Genomic DNA, 20,532 nt, shown 5'->3' with positions numbered 1-20,532 from the left:
GGGGCGCCCCCACTGAACCGGCAGGGCCCCGCCGCCCCACTCAACTCGACCGGCAGGTCACGCCGACCGGATCCAGCCCGGTCCGAAGGAAGGACACGCCCTGGCCCGTGCCCGTGAAGTCCCGCCGTCCGCCCGGACACCAGACCCCACCGGCCGCGGCCCAGGCCTGCCGCCCCGGCCCTTCCGCGGTCAGGACCGCTCCGCCGCCTCCCCGAGCTCGTCGATCTCGGCGCGCAGCGCGGCCGCCAGGCGGTCCAGGTCGGGGACGGCTTCCGCGTCGGCGATCAGCCCGTAGTGGACGTTGCCGCGGTACGTGGAGACGGCCACGGCGAGGGACTGGCCCTGGGCGAGGGGGGCGAAGGGGTAGACGGCGGTGAGCGGGCAGCCGCCGAGGCGCAGGCCGATGCCGGGCAGCGGGACGCTGGTGACGAGGATGTCGAAGAGCAGCCGGGCGGCCTGGGCGACGACGGGTCCGCCGAGCCGGTGGCCGAGCGGCGGCACGTGGTCGGCGAGCAGGGCGACGGCGCCCGCGCCGCGGTTCGGGCCGGCTTCCTTGTTGCGGTCCATGGCGGTACGGACCGTGCGCAGCCGCTGCAGCGGGTCGGGCTCGTCGACAGGGAGGCGGATCAGGTAGCCGGAGAGCCGGTTGCCGCCCGGGTGGGCGTCGCGGGGGCGGCGCCGGGAGACGGGGATGAGGGCGCGGGGGCGGACGCCGTCGCCGCTCTCGCCGCGCTCGGTGAGCCAGCGGCGCAGGGCGCCCGCGACCGCCGCGATCAGGACGTCGTTGACGGTGCCGCCGGTGTGCTTGCGGATGCGGTGCACGTCGTCGATGTCGACGACGACGCCGGCGGTGCGGCGCGTACCGGTGGCGTCCGCGGTGAGGGCGGGGGCCGGGTCGAGGTAGCCGAGGGTGGCGCGGGCGACGGACGCGCCGATGTCGAGGGCCTGGCCGACGGCGCCGACGCGGCGGCGGACCAGGCCGAGGGAGCTCGCCAGGGTGGGGCGGCGCACGGCGGGGGCGGGTTCGGGGCGCTTGCGGCGGGGCGGCGGCTCGGGCAGCGGGTCCATGACGCCCGCGGCGAGGGTGAGCGCGCGCAGTCCGTCGGCGAGGGCGTGGTGGAACTTGAACAGGACGGCGAACGAGGCGCCGTCCTCGCCGGGCAGTACGTGCACCTCCCACGGCGGCCGGGACCGGTCGAGGGGCCGCTCCATCAGCTCGCCGGCCGCGGCGTGGAAGTCCCGGGCGACGCAGGCGAGATGGACGTGGCGGGCGGGGTCGAAGTCGGCGTCCGGGGCGCGCACGGCGCCGCCGAAGGGCAGCAGCGCGTCGCGGATGCGCATCCGCAGTCCGGGCACGGCGACGGAGCGGGCGGCGAGGAGCTCGGCGGCACGGCGGGCGGCCTCGGGGCTGTCGGCGGCGAAGACGCCGAGGGCGCCGAGGTGCATGGGCTGCCGGTCGGACTCGATGTTCCAGAAGGCCAGGTCGAGAGGGGCGAGCACGTCAGGGGTCATGGCTTGCTCTCGCGTCGGCGGCGGGGAGGGCACGAGTCAAACGCGCTGCGACGACTACGGTCAAGCACGTTCAGAACACGTAGCGTTACGAGCACATTAAGGCTTGCCCCGTTCCTCCCAACAACCTCAGCAGCCACATGGCGGCATCCGGTGGGAGGGCCGGGCGCGGATGCAAGGCGGCTCGGCGGGCCGTCGCCGACTCGGCCGGATCCGCACCCTTGCAGAGCTTTCGCGGCTGTTTGACCTCTCTTGAGCCCTAGACTCGGCGCGTGCCTCGATCGGCGCGCGCCTCGATCAGGGGGAGGAACGGGATGGACACGGTCGTCGTGCAGCTGCCCGAGGAGCCGTCGGCGGGCCCCGGCGGCGGTCGTCCGGCGCGGCCCCGGCTGCTCCGCCTCGGTCCCGGCGACACCGCGGACTTCGGGCGCGGCGCCCCGGACGTGCCGGTGCCGGTGGCGCTCGACGACCCGGCGGTGTCCCGCAGAGCGGGCCAGATCGTGGCCGCGGAGGACTACTGGCGGCTCTCCAACTTCAGCCGTACGTCGACGTACGTCGTGGAGAACCTGGAGGGCGCCGGCGAGCATGTGAAGGTCGCGCCGGGGCGGGTCGGGGCGCCGGTGCCGTTCGAGTTCTCCCGGGTGCTGCTGCCGGGCACGGACGGGGAGGCGTCGTTCAAGGTGTTCGCGCCCGAACACGCCTATCTGGACGGCACGGTGGCGGGCGGGGCGGCGGCGCCGGGCACAGGGGAGCCGACGACGAGCCCGTTCGCGCTCGACCCGACGTCGAAGTACTTCCTGGTGCTGCTCGCCCTGTGCGAGCCCCGGCTGCGGCAGGCGTCGAGCGCGGCGGTCCCGGGGGTCGGGGACGTCGTGGAGCGGCTGCGCGGGCTCGACGGCTGCGCGGAGCTGACGCGTTCGGCGGTCAACTACCACATCGACTACCTGACGTCGGTCAAGCTCCGCCTCCGCGAGGACGACTCCGTGCCGGGCCCCGGCCAACTCGGCGGGAAGCGCGAGGAGTTGGTGGCGTTCGCGCTCCGGTTCGACCTGGTGCGCGAGGAGCACCTGCCGCTGCTGCCGAAGCGCCGCTCGACGGTCCCCGCCCAGGGCGGCCGGACGTGCGGCGGCACGGCGCACGGCGGCTAGGGGGGTGGGACCGGCATGGGACTCGGCAGCTCTCCCCCGGTCGACGTGCCGGTCGGGTACCGGATCGGGCCGTGGCGGGTCGACGGGCCGATCGGCTCGGGCAGTTGGGGCAGCGTGTACGCGGCCGAGCACACCGAGGACGGTACGCGCGCCGCGGTGAAGTTCCTGCGGACCGATCTGCTGACGCCGGGCCAGCGCGGCGACATGGCCGAACGCGTCGCCCGCGAGGTCGAGTTCAGCCTGGAGGCCGACCACCGGCACCTGGTGCGCACGCACGCGGCGCACACCGTGCGGGACTCGCAACGGCCGGAACTCGACGGGCTGACGGCACTGGTGATGGACCGGGCCGAGCACAACCTCCAGGAACTGCTCGCCGAGGCGCCCGGCCGGCCGCTGCCGCTCGCGGAGCGCGTCCTCACGGGCGTGGCGGACGGCCTGGCGCATCTGCACGGGCGGGGCTGGGTGCACGGCGACCTGAAGCCGGCCAACGTGCTCCTCGCGGAGGGCGGCGCGGTGTGGCTCGCCGACTTCGGCCTGACCGCCGAGCTGGAGGGCACGCACGCGTACGTACCGCCGCTCGGCACGCTCGACCATGTGCCGCCGGAGTGGTGGTCGGAGCGGACGGGGGCGCGGGGCACGAAGGTGCGGGCCGCGGCGGACGTGTGGGCGTTCGGGGTGGTGGCGCACCAGGTGCTGACCGGCGGCCTGCACCCGTTCCCCGGCGCCACGGCACGGGCGCGGGCGCTCGCGGCGCAGTCGTACGCGCGCGGCGGGGCCCCGCTGCGGCTCGACGCGTCGGTGCCGCCGGGCTGGCACGAGCTGATCGCGGACTGTCTGCGCGCGGACCACAGGGCACGGTTGGACAGTGAGCAACTGGCGGGCCGGGTACGGGAGTTGGCGGGGCGCGGGCGGCCGGTGCGGCGGCGGAGCCGTCGACCGGCGGTGCTGCTCGCGGCCGCGGCGACGCTGCTCGCGGCGGGCACGGGTTCCGGGGTGCTGCTCCTGACGGGCCGCGACGCGCCGCCGGGCGGCGGGAGCCACGGACTGCCGCCGGTGTCGGCCCAGGGGATCTCCGCCCGCGCCGATGTGCCGCGCGCGCTGCGGCCGCACATCACGAACGCGTCGATGCGCTGCGCCGACGAGGCCGTCACGCCCGCCCTGATCGCGGCGATCCTGCGGGCCGAGAGCGGCTTCGACGTGCACGCCCAGCGGGTACGGCACGGCAAGGACGGCATCGCGGTGGTGGAGCAGGGCGTTGCCATGTGGACGCCCGAGGTGTTCCGCGACTGGGCGAAGGACGGCGACGGGGACGGCAGGACGGACCACATGAACCCGCCGGACGCGATCGCGACGATGGGCTCGTACCTCTGCTACCTCGCCCACTCCTTCCGCGAGCACGGCCTCACCGACGACCTGCCGTCCCTGCTCGCCGCCGCCTACCGCACCAGCGGCAAGGTCGTGCGCGCCGAGCGCGGGGTGCCCGAGCGGACCAGGGCGCACACCGAGCGGGTGCGGAAGTACCTGGCGGAATACGCGGGTTGAGGGCCCGCGCCGGGCACCCTGACAGGCGTCAGGTACCGCCGGGCCCCGCCCCCGCCGATGCTGGAACACGTAAGGGCGAGCGCGCTCGCCGCAACGGGGAAGACCATCACGGGGAAGGAACAACTCCCATGCGCATCACCGCAGTCAAGAAGGCTCTGGCCGGGTTCGCCGTCACCGCCGCCACCGTCGGGGCCGTGGCCGCCACCACCGGGGCCGCGCAGGCGTCCGCTCCGGCCGCCGCGAAGGCCGCGCCCGCGGCCGCGCAGCAGGCCAAGGCGGTCGTCTGCACCGTCAACGACAACGGCGTCAACTTCCGTGGCGGGCCCGGCCCGGAGTACCCGGTGCTCGGCAAGGTGAACCGGGGCCAGAAGATGGACGCGCTCGGCTCGCAGGGCAACTGGGTGCACGGCAACCTGTGGGGCGGGCACACCGGCGTCTGGATCCACACCGCGTACCTCGACGGCTGCTGACGGCTCGTCCGCAGGCCGGGCCCGCACCTCCTGACCAAGGGTGCGGGCCCGGCCCGTGCCGTCACGTGGGCCGCAGCAGCGACGCGTACACCTCGACCGTGCGGCGGGCCGCCGTGTCCCAGCCGAACTCGGCGAGCGCGCGGGCCCGCCCGGCCGCGCCCATGCGGGCCGCGGTGTCCGGCTCGCGCAGCAGCCGCCGCAGCGCCGCGCCGAGCCGCGCCTCGTACGCGTCGGGCCGCAGCGGGTCGTACGGGACGAGCAGTCCGGTGCGGCCGTCGTCGACGACCTCGGGGATGCCGCCGACGGCGGAGGCGACCACGGGGGTGCCGCAGGCCATGGCCTCCAGGTTGACGAGCCCGAACGGCTCGTAGACGGACGGGCAGACGAACACGGCGGCGTGCGTGAGGAGTTGGATCAGATCGCGGCGCGGGATCAGCTGCCCGGTCGTGCACACGTCCACCCCGCCGCGCCGCAACTCCCTGGTCAGTGACCGGACTTCACGGTCGAGCTCCGGTGTGTCCGGCGCGCCCGCGCACAGCACCACCTGCACGCCCGGCCCCAACTCCCGCGCGGCACGCAGCAGATGGGGGAGCCCCTTCTGCCGGCTGAGGCGGCCGACGAACAGGACGTACGGGCGGTCCGGGGCGATGCCGTGCCGGTGCAGGGCGTCGCGGGCGGGGTCGGGGCGGAAGAGGGCGGCGTCGACGCCGTTGTGGACGACGTGGACGCGCGCCGGGTCGAGGTCCGGGTGGCAGGCGAGCAGGTCGGCGCGCATGGCGCGGGACACGGCGACCACTGCGTCGGCCGACTCGACGGCGGTGCGCTCGGCCCAGCGGGACAGGGCGTAGCCGCCGCCCAGCTGCTCGGCCTTCCAGGGGCGCAGCGGCTCCAGGGAGTGCGCGGTGACGACGTGCGGCACGCCGTGCAGGAGCTTGGCGAAGTGCCCGGCGAGGTTGGCGTACCAGGTGTGCGAGTGGACCAGGTCGCGGCCCTGGAGGGCGGCGGTCATGGAGAGGTCGGCGGAGAAGGCGCGGAGCGCGTCGTTGGCGGTGCCGAGCCCGGCGCAGGACTGGTGGCGGACCACGCCGTCGGCGGGCGGGCCCTCGCCCCAGCAGTGCACTTCGACGTCGTCCACGTCGGGGCGGCGGCGGAGTTCGCGGGCGAGGAACTCGACGTGCACGCCGGCTCCGCCGTACACGTGCGGCGGGTACTCGCGGCTCACCAGTCCGACCTTCAACGGTCCCCCTCCGCTCGGCCTGGACGGCCCCTCCGCTCGGCCTCGACGGCCCCCTCCGCCCGAGCCCGTCCCGCACACTCCTCCGGCATATACCCGTACGGCTTCGGGTTCAGCCGGGCGTTCCCGGCGGGCGCTCGAAGCAGCAGTCGCCGCAGAGGCCGCCGCCGGGGCAGCGGTAGAACAGGCAGCAGCTGCGGCGCCGGAAGCGCGGGGCGCCGGAGCCGAGGTCGAGGCTGCCCGTGCCGGCGAGTTCCGGGCGGCGGAACAGGGCGGCGCCGAGGTCGAGTGCGCGGGCGGCGACGTCCGGGCGGCCCGCGCGCCGGGCCCAGCCGTGCAGTTCGCGGACGGCGCCGGCGAGGGCGGAGCCCGCGTTGCCCCACAGCAGCGGCTCGGCGACCCGGTGCCGGCGGCGCAGCGCGGCGGCGAGCGGCACGAGGTGCGCGTCCAGGACACTCGCGGCAAGCGTCGTCGCGTCCGGCGGCAGGGTGCGTACGTCGTCGAGCCACAGGTCGTCCGGGCTCGTGCCGTCCGGGTCCCAGCGGAGGCGGTCCGGGGCGAGGTCGAGGGTGCGGCCGTGCAGCGCGGCGGCGCCCAGGCCCACGGACCAGAGGCGCGCGGCGAGCCCGAGTTGGGCCACGGACGCCCCGACGCGCACCTCGGGCGCCCCGAGCCGGGAGGTCACCTTGTCGACACGGAAGCCGAGCGGGTCGGGGTGGGAGACAGGGTGGGAGGGCGCGGGGTGCGCCTCGTACGCCCGGGACAGCGGGACCGCGCCGTCGGGTCGTCCCGCGCTCCCCGTGCGCAGCGCGAAGAAGCCGCCGACGGAGGCGAGCAGTCGAAGATCCACGCGTCCATGATGACGGGAGCCCGCCCGAGGCTCTGGCCAAGGGTCACCACCCCCGGTTGGACGCGGCGGGCGGTCTACTCCATCGGCAGTACGGGGGAATGCCTGCTCAGGGACGACGACCAAGCGGAATGTGCGCGTCATCGTGGACGTTATGGAAGGCGACCGTTCTCCGCACGAGCCGCAGGGCACACGCATGGCAAGGAGGCGCCGATGAGCGCCCTCGTACTGGCAGTGCTGCTGTCCCTGGTCTCCGCCGTCGCCTACGCGGGCGGGGCGATCGTGCAGGAGCGCGTCGCGGTCACCGACTCCCATGCGTATGCGCCGGTGCGCCGGCCCGGCTGGTGGGTCGCCGTGGGTCTCAACGGTCTGGGCGCGCTGCTGCACGTGGCGGCGCTGGCGTTCGGTCCGCTCAGTCTGGTGCAGCCGCTCGGCGCGCTGACCATCGTGTTCGCCCTGCCGATGGCGGCGCTGTTCGTCGGCCGCGGGGCCGGGCCGACCGCCTGGCGCGGCGCGGTCCTGGCGACCGTCGGCCTCGCGGGACTGCTCGCGCTCGCGGGCGACGCCGGGTCGGACTCCCTCGGCAGGCCCGAGCGGGCGTGGGTGGCGCTCGTGACGTTCACGGCGGTCGCGGCGCTCCTCGCCGCGGCGCGGGCGGCGGCCCGGATCCCGGTGCTGCGCAGCGTGCTGCTCGCGACGGCCTCGGGCATCGCGTTCGGCATCGCCTCCGTGTTCACGAAGACCGTCGCCGTCGACATCACCTCGGGCGCGGGCCTGTCCGGCGTCGCGAGCCTCCTGGTGATCGCCGTCCTCGCGACCGGCGGCCTGCTGCTCTCGCAGGCCGCGTACCGGGGCGCGGGCCTCGCCGCCCCGCTCGCGGTCGTCACGGTCGTGAACCCGGTGGTCGCCGCGGCGGTCGGCCTGACCCTGTTCGGCGAATCCTTCCGGTACGGCACGTTCGGCGCGGTCGGCGCGCTGCTGTTCGGCGTCGTCGCGGCGGGCGGCCTGGTGATGCTGACGACGGAACGCATCGGCCGTACGGCCACGCCTGGCCCGGACCGTACGGTGACCGCCGGACCGGGCCTCCCCGTCGTCCCCGACGACCCGGCGGCGCTCGACGGTCTGGGCGACCTGGACGCGGACGAGCTGCGCCGGCTCGACGACATCCCGGACCAGCCGCCGAGCCCGAACGACGGACGCTTCGGGCACCGGGTCACCTCCTGAGGGCCCGCCCCCGGATCCTCAGAGCCTGACCCCGCCCGCCCGCAGATACGCCAGCGGGTCCACGTCCGAGCCGTAGCCGGGACCGGTGCGGATCTCGAAGTGCAGGTGCGGTCCCGTGGAGTTGCCGGTCGAGCCGGAGCGGGCGATGCGCTGCCCCGCGCCGACGTCCTGCCCGGCCCGCACGCTGAGCGCGGAGAGGTGCGCGTACTGGCTGTACCGGCCGTCGGCGTGCCGGATCACCACCTCGTAGCCGTACGCACCGCCCCAGCCCGCCGAGACGACCCGGCCCCCGGCGACGGCCCGGACCGAGGTGCCGGTGGGCACGGCGAAGTCGACGCCCGTGTGATAGCCGCTCGCCCAGGAACCGCCGGACGCGCGGTACGGGGTGCTGGGGCTCGCGGCGACGGGCGCGCTGAGCCCGCCGCTTCGCGACGCGGACGCCTGCTGCTCGGAGGCGGGCTTCGGCTTCGATGCCTGCTTCGGCTTCGACGTCTGCTTCGGCTCGGACGTCTGCTTCGGCTTCGAGTGCTCGCGGGACGCCCGGTTCTCCTCGGCCCGTTCCGTGGTGCGCTCGACCGTCGTGCCGCCGCCGTGCAGCCGGAGCCGCTGGCCCGGCACGATCAGGTCCGGGTCGGCGCCGACGAGCTTGCGGTTCGCCGCGTACAGGCCCTTCCAGCCGCCCTCGACGTCCTCCGCGTCAGCGATCGCCGAGAGGCTGTCACCGCGTACGACGGTGTAGAGCTCGGCCTTGCCCGCCCTGGACTGCGGGGTGGTCTCGGGGCGTACGGCCGTCCGGGCCGCGAAGTCGGCTGCGGCGGGCCGGAGTTGCAGGGCCGCCGGGTCGAGCGCGGCCGGCTCGGCCAGGGCGCCCGGCTCGGCCGCCTGCGCGGGACCGCCGCCGACGAGCGGGAGCGCCACTGTGGCCCCGCCTGCCGTGACGGTGAGCGAGGCACGGTTGATCCTGCTCGCCTTGTACCGGCGGTGCCGGCCGCGTAAGCCCATGAGAGTTCCCCTCAAGCCGCTTTCCCGTGGGGGACTTGTCCGTCTTCCCCGTGTTCCCCCGGATGTGTCGAGCGCCGCCAACGTAGGGGCCCGCCGCGGCGCCTGACAAGAGGTCGGCTCAGGAGGCCGTCAAGTACCGCGGGAGCCAGCGCAGTTGGGTCGCCTGCTGATAAGGTCCGCCGCCCTCGTGCTCGTTGAACTCGTACACCTCGATCCGCTTGTCCTCGGCCGCGTACGCGTTGAACGCGCCGAACACCGTCGACGGCGGGCAGGTCAGGTCCTGGAGGGCGACGGAGAACAGGGCGGGGGCCTGGGCGCGGGCCGCGAAGTGCACGGCGTCGAAGTAGGAGAGCGTGCGGAAGACCGTGTCGGCGCCGATCCTGCGGGACTTGAGGTAGAGGCCGATCTCCTTGTACGGCGGATGGTCGGTGAGGGTCGCGGCGCGCGGGAAGTCGCAGAGGAACGGCACGTCGGGCATGACCGCCGCGAGGTCGGGGACGAGCCCGGCCACGGCGAGGGAGATGCCGCCGCCCTGGCTGCCGCCGCCGACGGCGACGCGGGCGGCGTCCACGAGCGGATGCGAGCGCGCGGCCTCGACGGCCCGCACGGCGTCGGTGAACACCCGCCGGTAGTAGTAGTCGTGCGGGTCCTCGACGCCTCGCGTCATGAACCCGGCGTACGACGGGGCGCTGCCCACCGGGTCGGGGGTGTCGCCCTGCGCCCAGCCGCCGCTTCCCTGGCCGCGGGTGTCCATCACGAAGTGCGCGAACCCGGCGGCGGCCCACAGCAGATGCATGTGCGGCAGGCCGCGCCCGCCGCCGTACCCGATGTACTCGACGACCGCCGGCAGCGGCCCCTCCGCGTCGGCGGGCAGGACCAGCCAGCCCTTCACGGGGTGGCCGCCGTGGCCCGCGAACGTGACGTCGAGGACGCGGACCCCGGTGAGCGGCACGTCGACCGGCTCGAACCGTGCCGCCAGGTCGTGCTCGCGCGCCTCGGCGAGGGTCTTCTGCCAGAACGCGTCGAAGTCCTCGGGCGCCCGGTGCTCGGGGCGGTAGGTGCGCAGCTGGTCGAGCGGCAGGTCGAACAACGCCATGAGCGGCAGCTCCTCTGACTCGTCGTCGGTAGGTCGTGCGCCGACGGCAGCATTTCCGATTACGGGCCGGGGAGCCAGAGGGCGTGGGACAGGGACGCTCGGGCGCCGCACTCGCGTCGCTCTCGCGTCGGTCGAGCTTCGCTAGTGCATCGCTAGTGCATCGGCTCGCCCGGTTCCGGTTCCGGGACCGGGTCGGGTCCCGGGGGCTTCGGGATCGGGGAGGGCCGCGGCTCGGGGGCCGGCTTGGGCTGCGGGTCGGGCACGGGCGACGGGAACGGCCCGGGGTCCGGTCGGTCGGGGCCGGGTCCGGGGCCCGGCGCGGGTCCTGGCTCGGGGCCGGGGCCGGGCGCGGGGCCCGGTTCGGGTCGGCCGGGCTCGGGCGCGGGTCCGGGGGTCGGGCCCGGGGGCACGGGCTCGGGGCCCGGGGTCGGACCGGGAGGTACCGGGTCGGGGGCTGGGTGGGTCATGGGGAACTCCTCCTAGTCCAGGAGTGCCCGCGTACGGCGCGTCCACGCATGCGGGTGCACGCCAGCCACCCTGGGCGCGCCCTGCCCGCCCCGCAACAGGAGCGGCACGCGCGGTGACCGGGGAGCCGACGGGGGCGCGGAGGCCAGGAGCCCCGGGTCCGGGTGCGGGCCCGCGCTCGGGGAGACGAGGCGGGGCGGGCTCCCTACGATGACGACATGGAACTCGCCCTGTTCGCCGGAATCCCCGTGACCGACTACGAGGCGGCCCTGGCCTGGTACGAGCGCCTCTTCGGCGCGCCCGCCACCTTCTTCCCGAACGACGTCGAGGCTGTCTGGGAACTCGCCGAGAACCGCTCCGTCTACATCGAGCTGCTGCCCGAACGCGCGGGCCACGCCTTCCACACCCTGTTCGTCAGCGACTTCGACGAACGCGTCGCGGCGATCGCCGAGCGCGGCCTCGAACCCGTACTGCGCGAGACGTACGAGAACGGGGTGCGCAAGGCGACCTACCGCGACCCGGACGGCAACGAGGTCGGCTTCGGCGGGGCCCCGCTCCCGGGCCGCCCCGCCTGACCCGGCCTGCGGGCCGCCCCGCCTGACGCTGCGGGTCGCCCCGCCCGGCCTCCGGTTCTGCCCCGCCCGGCCCGGCCCCCGGGCTTTCCGTCAGGCTGCCGGAGCGGGGGTCGGCGCGGCGGTCCCGGTGCCCTCGGCGACCGTGTCCCGCTGCTCCTCGGACTGGCTCGCGAACTGGGTGCGGTACAGCTCCGCGTACCGGCCGTCCGCCGCGAGCAGCTCCTCGTGCCGGCCGCGTTCGACGATGCGGCCGGCCTCGACCACCAGGATCAGGTCGGCGGCGCGGACCGTGGACAGGCGGTGCGCGATGACGACGGCGGTGCGGTCGGCGAGCGCCTCCGTGAGGGCCTCCTGCACGGCGGCCTCGGAGGTGTTGTCGAGGTGGGCGGTGGCCTCGTCGAGGATCACCACGCGCTGGCGGGCGAGCAGCAGCCGGGCGATGGTGAGCCGCTGACGCTCGCCACCGGAGAGCCGGTAGCCGCGCTCGCCGACGACGGTGTCGAGGCCGTCGGGGAGCGAGGCGACGAGCCCGTCGAGGCGGGCCCGGCGCAGCGCGTCCCACAGCTCGTCCTCGCTCGCGTCGGGCCGGGCGAGCTGCAGGTTGGCGCGGACCGACTCGTGGAAGAGGTGCCCGTCCTGGGTGACCATGCCGAGGGTCTCGCGCACGGACGCGGCGCTCAACTCCCGTACGTCGACGCCGCCGAGGCGGACGACCCCGGAGTCGGCGTCGTACAGGCGGGGCACCAGCTGGGCGATGGTCGACTTGCCCGCGCCCGACGAGCCGACCAGGGCGACGGTCTGGCCGGGCTCGGCGCGGAAGGAGACGCCGCGCAGGACCTCCTCGCCGCCCCGGGTGTCGAGGGCGGCGACCTCCTCGAGGGAGGCGAGGGAGACCTTGTCGGCGGCCGGGTAGCCGAAGCGGACGTCCTCGAACTCGACGGCGACCGGGCCCTCGGGCACCGGGCGGGCGTCCGGCTTCTCCTCGATCAGCGGCTTCAGGTCGAGCACCTCGAAGACCCGCTCGAAGCTGACGAGGGCGCTCATCACCTCGACACGCGCCCCGGCGAGCGCGGTGAGCGGCGCGTAGAGCCGCGTCAGGAGCAGCGCGAGGGCGACGACGGAACCGGCTTCGAGGCTGCCGTTGAGGGCGAACCAGCCGCCGAGCCCGTAGACCAGGGCGAGCGCGAGGGCCGAGACGAGGGTGAGGGCGGTGATGAACGCGGACTGCGCCATGGCGGTGCGGACGCCGATGTCCCGGACCCGGCCGGCGCGGGCGGCGAACTCGGCGGACTCGTCGCCGGGCCGCCCGAAGAGCTTGACGAGGGTCGCGCCGGGCGCCGAGAACCGCTCGGTCATGCGGGTGCCCATGGCGGCGTTGTGCGCGGCGGCCTCCCGCTGCAGCCGGGCCATCCGGCTGCCCATGCGGCGCGCGGGCACGACGAACACCGGCAGCAGGACGAGCGCGAGCAGCGTGATCTGCCAGGACAGGCTGAGCATCACGACGAGGGTGAGCACCAGGGTGGCGAGGTTGGAGACCACCCCGGACAGCGTGTTGGAGAAGGCCCGCTGCGCGCCGATGACGTCGTTGTTGAGGCGGCTGACGAGGGCGCCGGTGCGGGTGCGGGTGAAGAACGCGACGGGCATGCGCTGCACATGGTCGAAGACCGCGGTCCGCAGGCCGAGGATCAGATCCTCGCCGAGGCTCGCGGAGAGCCAGCGGTTGAGCAGTCCGAGGCCGGCCTCGGCGAGCGCGATGACGGCGATGAGGACGGCGAGCCGTACGACGAGTCCGGGGTCCTTGCCGCCGACGATCGCGTCGACGACGGCGCCCGCGAGCATCGGCGTGGCCACGGCGAGCAGCGCGGTCACCACGCTCAGCAGCACGAACTGCACGATCCGGCGCCGGTGCGGGCGGGCGAACGCGCCGATCCGGCGCAGCGTGGCGCGGGCGAAGGGTCGGCGTTCCTGCTGCGCCGTCATGACGCTGTGCAGCTGGGTCCAGGCTGTGGTTTCCATGCTCATGCTGAGGACGGTAGAACCTCAAGCAATGTTCAGGTCAAGGCCGGACTGCCGAAGTCGTCGGATCGGGTCAATACGCGGGCTCCGCGCAGGAGTTGAGGGGCGGTCGCTCTCAGGGCAGCAGCCGCCAGTCCGCGAGGAGGGCGGCGATCAGGCCGGTGCCGAGGATCCAGCTGCCGAGGCGGGTGCGGCCGCGGCGGCTGAGCTCGATGACGATGCCGCAGAGGATGAGCAGCAGTCCGTACACGCCGACGACCAGGACGGACGAGCGGCTGGCGAGGCGCACGGCGAGCACGACCGCGGCGACGACCATCAGCACGGCCGCGGCGGCTATCCGGAGGCGGCGCGCCTGGAAGGGGGCGAGACCGGTACGGGGTTCCTCGTCGAAGCCGTCCTCGGCGTAGTCGTCGTCGGCGCCGCTCTCCGCATCCTCGGCGAGCTCGGCACCCGCGTCGTCGGCGCCGCTCTCCGCGCCCTCGGCGAGCTCGACGGCCCCGCCCCGCTCGCCGCCTTCGCCGCTCTCACCAGCGGGGACCTGCTTCCGCTCGGTCGCCGGCCGTTCGTCCCGCTCTTGATCAGGTGCGCTCATGGCCTGGATCGTAGCCGCTGCCGCGCGGGCTCCGTCCCCGTACCCGGAGGGTGCTGCGGAACCCTCAACGCAGCAGCAGCTGCAGCCCGCCGAGGATCGTCGCGCCGATCACGAGCCGTTCGAAGACCCGCTGGTCGATGCGGTCCACGCACACCTTGCCGAGATACGCGCCGGGCACGACGAACAGGACCATCGCGGCGTCGAGCAGCAGCGAGCGGGCGTCGATCAGGCCGAGGCCCACGCTGAACGGCACCTTGAAGCTGTTGACGATGAGGAAGAACCAGGCCGACGTCCCCAGGAACCCGAGCTTCCGGAAGCCCGCGGAGAGCAGGTAGAGGGACATGACCGGGCCGCCCGCGTTGGCGACCATCGTCGTGAAGCCGCCGAGCACCCCGTACGAGCGGGCCTTGATCCGCCCGCCGCGCGAGGCGACCGCCGCCCCCTCCTCGGCCCCGGCGCCCTCCCCCGCCCCGGCCTTGTCCGCCGCGCGGCGGCGCAGGATCGTGACGGTCGCCATGAGCAGCAGGATCGCCCCGATCGACGTGCGTACGGCCGCGTCGTCCGCCCACATCATGAAGACCACGCCGACGAGCACGCCGAGGGCCACGGCCGGGAACAGCCGCCACAGCGTGGGCCAGTGGGCGTGCCTGCGGTAGGTGAGGACGGCGAGGACGTCGCCGGCGATCAGGATCGGCAGCAGCACACCGGTCGACTCACGGGCGGGGAGCACGGCCGCGAAGACGGCGAGGCTGACCGTGTTGGCGCCGCTCACGGCGGTCTTGGAGAAGCCGACGAGCGCGGAGGCGAAGGCGAGAGCCGCCAGCTCCCACAGGGTGAGGGTGTCCATAGGGAGACCGATGGTATGCGCATCCATCTCTCCCCTTCGCGCCCGTCCGCTTCCCGGGCGCCTCGGTATACGGATCCCGTACGGGTCGCCGGATTTCGGTATACGGAGGACGGGCCGAGGGGCGGCGACCGGCGTGCGGGCCGGGCACGATGGGGGCGCACGGAACGTGCCGGGCCGGCTGGCTAGTCGGTGAGTCAGCCGGTCGAAGCGTTCCCCCGAGGCTCTCTCCGCTCCCCTCCGTCTGCGGGGAGGGCCCTCGCGCCCGACCGGCGGCGGCCTGCCGGAACCGGGCGCCCGTGACGGCCGCCGCGCGAACGGCATCAGCGCGGCGGCCGCCACGGCGAGCGGACTCCCCCGCACCTCCCTCCCCATCCCTCCCCTCCCTCCTATTTAGTCACCTTGACGAAAACTCTCTCCATCTTTATGGTCGTAGTGACTAATAGTTCGGGCGACCACAACGCGCCCGACACCGAACCCGGAGGGGACCCATGGCCGACATCACGCGCCGCCTCGGCTGGCGCCACCTGCGTTCCGCGCCGACCGCGCACATCCGCCACCACCGCGGCGGCAAGCTCGTGCACGACGGGACCGGGCTCAGCTTCTGGTACCGCTCGCTCAGCGCGGCGCTCTCCGAAGTGCCCGTGAACGACCGGGAGTTGGAGATGGCCTTCCATGCGCGCACCGCCGACTTCCAGGACGTCACCGTGCAGGCCACCGTCACGTACCGGATCAGCGACCCGGCCGCGGCCGCCGGGCGGCTCGACTTCTCCGTGGACCCCGACACCGGGCTGTGGCGCGGCGCGCCCCTCGAACAGCTGGCGACACTGCTCACCGAGACCGCGCAGCAGCACGCCCTGGACGTGCTCGCCCGTACCGCCCTGTCGGCCGCGCTCGTCGACGGCGTGAACGCGGTACGGGAGCGGATCACCGCGGGCCTCGGGCGGGAGCCGCGGCTGCCGGCCACCGGGATCGAGCTGGTCGCGGTGCGGGTCGTCGCGATCCGGCCCGAGGCCGAGGTGGAGCGGGCGCTGCGCACCCCGGCGCGGGAGGAGATCCAGCAGGAGGCGGACCGCGCCACGTACGAGCGGCGGGCCGTGGCCGTGGAGCGCGAACGGGCCATCGCCGAGAACGAGTTGGCGAGCCGCATCGAACTCGCCCGCAGGGAGGAGCAGTTGGTGGAGCAGCGCGGTACGAACGCGCGCCGCGAGGCCGAGGAGAACGCCGCCGCCGACGAGGTACGGGCCACCGCCGAGGCCGCCCGCAAGGTGCGCCTCGCCGAGGCCGAGGCCAGCTCCGCCCGCACCGTCGGCGAGGCGAAGGCGGCGGCGCAGACCGCGTGGCTGCGGGCGCACGCCGAGGTCGACGCGGCCACGCTCACCGCACTCAACGCGGGCCGCCTGGCGGACAATCTGCCGCGCATCGACAGCCTCACCATCTCGCCGGACGTCCTGACCGGCCTCCTGGAACGGCTCGGCCACGGCGCCCCGGGCGCGAGGGACGGGCGATGAGCCTCGCCCCGCGCGCGGTCCTGGTCCACCGCACCACCGAGTACGAGGAGTTGCTCGCCCGGCACGGCACGCACGGGCAGGCCGCGTACTTCCTCGGCTCGCGCGGGCGGGACATCGCCGAGGTCGCCGAGCGGCACCACCGGACGCTGCGCGCGCTCGCCGACGTGGCCGCCGCGGTCCCGGCGACCTGGCGGCAGGCACGGGTCGAGCGGGCCGACCTGGACCGGTTCCTGTTCGGCCCCGAGGACGTCGTGGTGGTCGTCGGCCAGGACGGCCTGGTGGCCAACGCGGCGAAGTACCTGGACGGCCAGCCGGTCGTCGGCATCGACGCCGACCCGGGGCGCAACCCGGGGGTGCTGGTGCGCCACCGGGCCGCCGACGCACGGACGTTGCTGCCCGCCGCGGCCGCCGGGCGGGCGGCGGGCGAGGCGCTGACGATGGTCGCGGCGGTCGCCGACGACACCCAGCGGCTGCTCGCGCTCAACGAGATCTACCTCGGCCCGCCCGGCCACCAGACCGCCCGCTACCGCCTGGCGCCCGGCGAGGAGTCCGGAGAGGAGCCCGGAGAGCCGCAGGCCTCGTCCGGCGTGCTCGTCGGCACCGGCACCGGCGCCTCCGGCTGGTTGCGGTCGCTGTGGCTGCAGCGCGGCGGCGGACTCGACCTGCCGGCGCCCACGGAGCGGCAGTTGGCGTGGTTCGTGCGCGAGGCGTGGCCGTCCCCGGCGACCGGTACGGCGCGGGTCGAGGGGCTGCTCGGGCCGGGTGAGGCGCTGCGGCTCACCGTCGAGTCGGAGCGGCTCGTGGCCTTCGGGGACGGCATGGAGGGGGACGCGCTCGACCTGACGTGGGGACAGACGGTGCGTGTGGGGATCGCCGACCGGGCGCTGCACCTCGCCGGCTGAACTCCGGCACCGGACTCGTACTGGTCACATAACCGTCATCGCCCGTCCTCTTGACCTGGACCCTCTGCGGGCACTCCACTTGACTTGTCCGTACAAGTTCCCCGACTCCGGCAGAGGTCCCCCACTCATGACCCCACCGCCCGAACTCAACCGCCGCCGTTTCCTGCAGATCGCGGGCGCCACCGCGGGCGCCGCCGCGCTGACCGGCAGCATCGCGCGGGCCGCCGCGATCCCCGCGGCCCGCCGCACCGGCACCGTCGAGGACGTCGAGCACATCGTGGTCCTGATGCAGGAGAACCGGTCCTTCGACCACTACTTCGGCGCGCTCAAGGGCGTGCGCGGCTTCGGCGACCCGCGCCCCGTGACGCTGCCGAGCGGCAAGTCGGTGTTCCACCAGCCGGACGGCGGCAAGGAGGTGCTCCCGTACCACCCGGACGCGGAGGACCTCGGGATGCAGTTCATCGCGGGCCTCGACCACGACTGGGCGGGCGGCCACAAGGCCTGGAACAACGGGCGTTACGACCAGTGGATACCGGCCAAGTCGGCGGGCACGATGGCGTATCTGACGCGTCAGGACATCCCGTTCCACTACGCGCTCGCCGACGCGTTCACCGTCTGCGACGCCTACCACTGCTCGTTCATCGGGGCCACCGACCCCAACCGCTACTACATGTTCTCCGGCCACACCGGGAACGACGGCAAGGGCGGCGGCCCGGTGCTCGGCAACCAGGAGCTGGGGTACGACTGGACCACGTACCCGGAGCGCCTGGAGGCGGCCGGGGTCTCCTGGAAGGTCTACCAGGACGTCGGCGACGGCCTGGACGCGGCCGGCCACTGGGGCTGGATCGAGGACGCCTACCGCGGCAACTACGGCGACAACTCACTGCTCTACTTCAACAAGTACCGCAACGCCAAGCCCGGCGACCCCTGGTACGACAAGGCCCGCACCGGCACGAACGCCAAGGCGGGCGACGGCCTCTTCGACCAGCTGCGGGCCGACGTCAAGGCCGGGAAGCTGCCGAAGATCTCCTGGATCGCCGCGCCCGAGGCGTTCACGGAGCACCCCAACTGGCCCGCGAACTACGGCGCTTGGTACATCTCGCAGGTGCTGGACGCGCTCACCTCCAACCCCGAGGTGTGGGCGCGCACGGCCCTGTTCATCACGTACGACGAGAACGACGGGTACTTCGACCACGTGGTGCCGCCGTACCCGCCGGCCTCCGCCGACCAGGGCCTGTCGACGGTCGACACGAGCCTCGACTCCTTCCCCGGCGACGGCAGTTACGGCGCCGGTCCGTACGGCCTCGGGCAGCGGGTGCCGATGCTGGTCGTCTCGCCCTGGTCGACGGGCGGTTACGTCTGCTCCGAGACCTTCGACCACACCTCGATCCTGCGGTTCATGGAGCGCCGCTTCGGGGTGGCCGAGCCGAACATCTCGCCCTGGCGCAAGGCGATCTGCGGCGACCTGACCTCGGCCTTCGACTTCGGCCTCAAGGACACCGACCCCGCCGACCTGCCCGGCACCGACGGCTACCGCCCGCCGGACAACGAACGGCACGACAGCTACGTCCCGAAGCCCCCGGCGCGCCCCCAACTCCCGCCCCAGGAAGCCGGATCGCGCCCCACCCGCCCGCTGCCGTACGCCCCGTACGCGGACGGCTCGGCCACCCCGTCCTCCGGCCGGTACACGCTGACGTTCACCGCGGGCGAGCGGGCGGGCGGCACGTTCCACGTCCGCTCCGGCAACCGCGACGACGGCCCCTGGACGTACACCACCGAGGCCGGCAAGGCGATCGCGGACACCTGGAACGCGCAGTACTCGGACGGCGTCCACGACCTGACCGTGCACGGCCCGAACGGGTTCCTGCGCACGTTCCGGGGCCCCGGCACGACCGCGGGACCCGAGGTGACCGCCCGCCACGTCGCCGACGGCACCCTCGCCCTGACCCTCACCAACGCGGGCACGACCGAGGCCCGGCTCACGCTGACGGACGCGTACGGCGGTCCCGGCGAGGAGTTCACGGTGCCCGCGGGCGGCACGGTGAAGCACACGGTCCGGCTCGACGCGGGCAAGCGCTGGTACGACGTGAGCGTCACGTCCGCGGCCGAGCCGTCGTTCCTGCGCCGCTTCGCCGGGCACGTCGAGACGGGCGAGCCGGGCGTGAGCGACCCGGCGATCCGGACGGCCTGAGACACCTTCCCCGGGGGCCGGGGTCCGGTCACCGCACCGGGCCCCGGCCCCCGCGTCTCAACTCCCGCACGGATACGGCAGGATGACGCCTTGCCTCCCCGAGTCGTCCGTACGTCCGGCACCTGATGCACACGTTTCCGGCACATCCGTACGACTCCGCAGCACCGGAGAGGCGGTACGAGCAGCCGAGAGACGAGCAGGTGACCACTTGAGCAAGCACGTGAGCCCCGTGGAACGCACGGGAGGCACCCGATGAGCCGGGACCTCACCGCGCACGACGCGCTCCTCGCCGCGATCGCGCTCGCCGCGGGCATCGCCGCCGGACTGCTGCTGCGGCTGCTGCTCCGCTGGCTGGGGCGGCACGCGGTGCGCACCCGCTGGCGCGGCGACGACGTGCTCGTGGCCGCCCTGCGCACCCTCGCGCCGTGGGCGGCGGCGATGGCCGGGGCGGCGGTCGGGGCGAGCGCGCTGCCGCTGACGCGGTCGGTCCGCACGGTCGTGAACCAGTCGCTGACCGCGCTGCTCATCCTCGTCGCCACGCTGATCGTCGCCCGGGTCGTCACGGGCGCGGTGCAGTCGATGACGAAGTCCCGTACGGACGCGGCGGGTTCGGCCACGATCTTCGTGAACATCACCCGGGTCGTGGTGCTCGCCATCGGCCTCCTCGTCGTCCTCGAAACCCTCGGCGTCTCCATCGCGCCGCTGATCACCGCGCTCGGCGTGGGCGGTCTGGCCGTCGCGCTCGCCCTGCAGGACACGCTCGCCAACCTGTTCGCGGGCGTGCACATCCTCGCCTCGAAGACCGTGCAGCCCGGCGACTACATCCGGCTGAGCAGCGGCGAGGAGGGCTATGTCGTCGACATCAACTGGCGCAACACGGTGGTGCGGAACCTCTCCAACAACCTCGTGATCATCCCCAACGCCCAGCTGTCCGGCACCAACATGACCAACTTCACCCGCCCGGAACAGGAGTTGACCATCCTCGTCCAGGTCGGCGTCGGCTACGACAGCGACCTGGAGCATGTCGAGAAGGTCACCGTCGAGGTCGTCGCCGAGGTGATGGCCGAGGTGGAGGGCGCCGACCCGGAGCACGAACCGGCCGTCCGTTTCCACACGTTCGGCGACTCCCGGATCGGGTTCACGGTGATCCTGGGCGTGGGCGAGTTCAGCGACCAGTACCGGATCAAGCACGAGTTCATCAAGCGCCTGCACCGCCGCTACCGCGCCGAGGGCATCCGCGTCCCCGCGCCCACGCGTACCGTCGCGCTCCAGCAGGAGGGCGGCGCCCCGCTCGACGCCTCGGCGATCCCGCACCAGCGGGCATCGGGCACGCCGGTGCCCTGACGGCCGCGGATTCGGCGCCG

Annotated in this window: 17 protein-coding genes; 9 read left to right on the top strand and 8 right to left on the bottom strand. The window is 74.4% G+C overall.

What is annotated here, in order from left to right:
• Nucleotides 1-189: 189 nt before the first annotated feature.
• Nucleotides 190-1,512 carry a wax ester/triacylglycerol synthase family O-acyltransferase gene (locus ACIDOF_RS36450; RefSeq protein WP_409010551.1) on the bottom strand — a complete coding sequence of 441 codons (1,323 nt, stop codon included), beginning with the start codon at nt 1,510-1,512 and terminating at the stop codon, nt 190-192.
• Nucleotides 1,513-1,823: 311 nt separating this feature from the next.
• Here ACIDOF_RS36450 and ACIDOF_RS36445 point away from each other — a divergent pair, with 311 nt between their 5' ends.
• The 3 genes from ACIDOF_RS36445 to ACIDOF_RS36435 all read left to right on the top strand — a co-directional run bounded on the left by ACIDOF_RS36445 (nt 1,824) and on the right by ACIDOF_RS36435 (nt 4,669).
• Nucleotides 1,824-2,657 (top strand): serine/threonine protein kinase, encoded by an 834-nt coding sequence (locus ACIDOF_RS36445; RefSeq protein WP_409010550.1) that lies wholly within the window; start codon nt 1,824-1,826, stop codon nt 2,655-2,657.
• A gap of 15 nt (nt 2,658-2,672) precedes the next feature.
• Nucleotides 2,673-4,199 carry a serine/threonine-protein kinase gene (locus tag ACIDOF_RS36440; protein WP_409010549.1) on the top strand — a complete coding sequence of 509 codons (1,527 nt, stop codon included), beginning with the start codon at nt 2,673-2,675 and terminating at the stop codon, nt 4,197-4,199.
• A gap of 128 nt (nt 4,200-4,327) precedes the next feature.
• Nucleotides 4,328-4,669 carry an SH3 domain-containing protein gene (locus ACIDOF_RS36435; RefSeq protein WP_409010548.1) on the top strand — a complete coding sequence of 114 codons (342 nt, stop codon included), beginning with the start codon at nt 4,328-4,330 and terminating at the stop codon, nt 4,667-4,669.
• Between the two features lie 61 nt (nt 4,670-4,730).
• On the opposite strand, the gene glgA is transcribed toward ACIDOF_RS36435, so the two are convergent.
• Together glgA and ACIDOF_RS36425 are read right to left on the bottom strand one after the other, a co-directional pair.
• Complete coding sequence (gene glgA / locus ACIDOF_RS36430; RefSeq protein ID WP_409010547.1) at nt 4,731-5,906, bottom strand: glycogen synthase; 1,176 nt, start codon at nt 5,904-5,906, stop codon at nt 4,731-4,733.
• A gap of 109 nt (nt 5,907-6,015) precedes the next feature.
• The gene (locus ACIDOF_RS36425) at nt 6,016-6,753 is read right to left on the bottom strand and encodes an IucA/IucC family C-terminal-domain containing protein (protein ID WP_409010546.1); all 738 of its coding nucleotides are present in this window, start codon (nt 6,751-6,753) and stop codon (nt 6,016-6,018) included.
• Nucleotides 6,754-6,963: 210 nt separating this feature from the next.
• Between ACIDOF_RS36425 and ACIDOF_RS36420 the strand changes: the two genes are divergently transcribed.
• On the top strand, nt 6,964-7,974 hold the full coding sequence (locus tag ACIDOF_RS36420; RefSeq protein WP_409010545.1) for a DMT family transporter: 1,011 nt from the start codon (nt 6,964-6,966) through the stop codon (nt 7,972-7,974).
• Nucleotides 7,975-7,992: 18 nt separating this feature from the next.
• On the opposite strand, the gene ACIDOF_RS36415 is transcribed toward ACIDOF_RS36420, so the two are convergent.
• Nucleotides 7,993-8,976 (bottom strand): peptidoglycan DD-metalloendopeptidase family protein, encoded by a 984-nt coding sequence (locus ACIDOF_RS36415; protein WP_409010544.1) that lies wholly within the window; start codon nt 8,974-8,976, stop codon nt 7,993-7,995.
• A 118-nt stretch (nt 8,977-9,094) separates the two neighbouring features.
• On the bottom strand, nt 9,095-10,072 hold the full coding sequence (locus ACIDOF_RS36410) for an acetylxylan esterase (RefSeq protein WP_409010543.1): 978 nt from the start codon (nt 10,070-10,072) through the stop codon (nt 9,095-9,097).
• Between the two features lie 683 nt (nt 10,073-10,755).
• Between ACIDOF_RS36410 and ACIDOF_RS36405 the strand changes: the two genes are divergently transcribed.
• Nucleotides 10,756-11,112 carry a VOC family protein gene (locus ACIDOF_RS36405; protein WP_409010542.1) on the top strand — a complete coding sequence of 119 codons (357 nt, stop codon included), beginning with the start codon at nt 10,756-10,758 and terminating at the stop codon, nt 11,110-11,112.
• A 90-nt stretch (nt 11,113-11,202) separates the two neighbouring features.
• Here the strand turns inward: ACIDOF_RS36405 and ACIDOF_RS36400 are convergent, their stop codons facing one another.
• The 3 genes from ACIDOF_RS36400 to ACIDOF_RS36390 form a co-directional block, all read right to left on the bottom strand.
• Complete coding sequence (locus ACIDOF_RS36400) at nt 11,203-13,128, bottom strand: ABC transporter ATP-binding protein (protein WP_409010553.1); 1,926 nt, start codon at nt 13,126-13,128, stop codon at nt 11,203-11,205.
• Nucleotides 13,129-13,243: 115 nt separating this feature from the next.
• Entirely contained in the window at nt 13,244-13,720 is a 477-nt protein-coding gene (locus ACIDOF_RS36395) for a hypothetical protein (RefSeq protein WP_409010541.1), read from the bottom strand.
• Nucleotides 13,721-13,784: 64 nt separating this feature from the next.
• Nucleotides 13,785-14,567 carry a sulfite exporter TauE/SafE family protein gene (locus ACIDOF_RS36390; RefSeq protein WP_409010540.1) on the bottom strand — a complete coding sequence of 261 codons (783 nt, stop codon included), beginning with the start codon at nt 14,565-14,567 and terminating at the stop codon, nt 13,785-13,787.
• Between the two features lie 488 nt (nt 14,568-15,055).
• On the opposite strand from ACIDOF_RS36390, the gene ACIDOF_RS36385 reads away from it, so the two are divergent.
• The 4 genes from ACIDOF_RS36385 (at nt 15,056) to ACIDOF_RS36370 (ending at nt 20,512) form a co-directional block, all read left to right on the top strand.
• Entirely contained in the window at nt 15,056-16,075 is a 1,020-nt protein-coding gene (locus tag ACIDOF_RS36385) for an SPFH domain-containing protein (protein ID WP_409010539.1), read from the top strand.
• Nucleotides 16,072-16,977 carry a hypothetical protein gene (locus ACIDOF_RS36380; RefSeq protein ID WP_409010538.1) on the top strand — a complete coding sequence of 302 codons (906 nt, stop codon included), beginning with the start codon at nt 16,072-16,074 and terminating at the stop codon, nt 16,975-16,977. The genes ACIDOF_RS36385 and ACIDOF_RS36380 overlap by 4 nt, the downstream gene beginning before the upstream one ends.
• A 127-nt stretch (nt 16,978-17,104) precedes the next feature.
• Nucleotides 17,105-19,168 carry a phosphocholine-specific phospholipase C gene (locus ACIDOF_RS36375; protein ID WP_409010537.1) on the top strand — a complete coding sequence of 688 codons (2,064 nt, stop codon included), beginning with the start codon at nt 17,105-17,107 and terminating at the stop codon, nt 19,166-19,168.
• 252 nt (nt 19,169-19,420) lie between these two features.
• On the top strand, nt 19,421-20,512 hold the full coding sequence (locus ACIDOF_RS36370) for a mechanosensitive ion channel family protein (protein WP_409010536.1): 1,092 nt from the start codon (nt 19,421-19,423) through the stop codon (nt 20,510-20,512).
• Nucleotides 20,513-20,532 lie beyond the last annotated feature (20 nt).

Source organism: Streptomyces sp. Da 82-17 (assembly GCF_046098215.1).
GTDB lineage: Bacteria > Actinomycetota > Actinomycetes > Streptomycetales > Streptomycetaceae > Streptomyces.
This window is presented reverse-complemented; position numbering and strand designations above follow the sequence as displayed.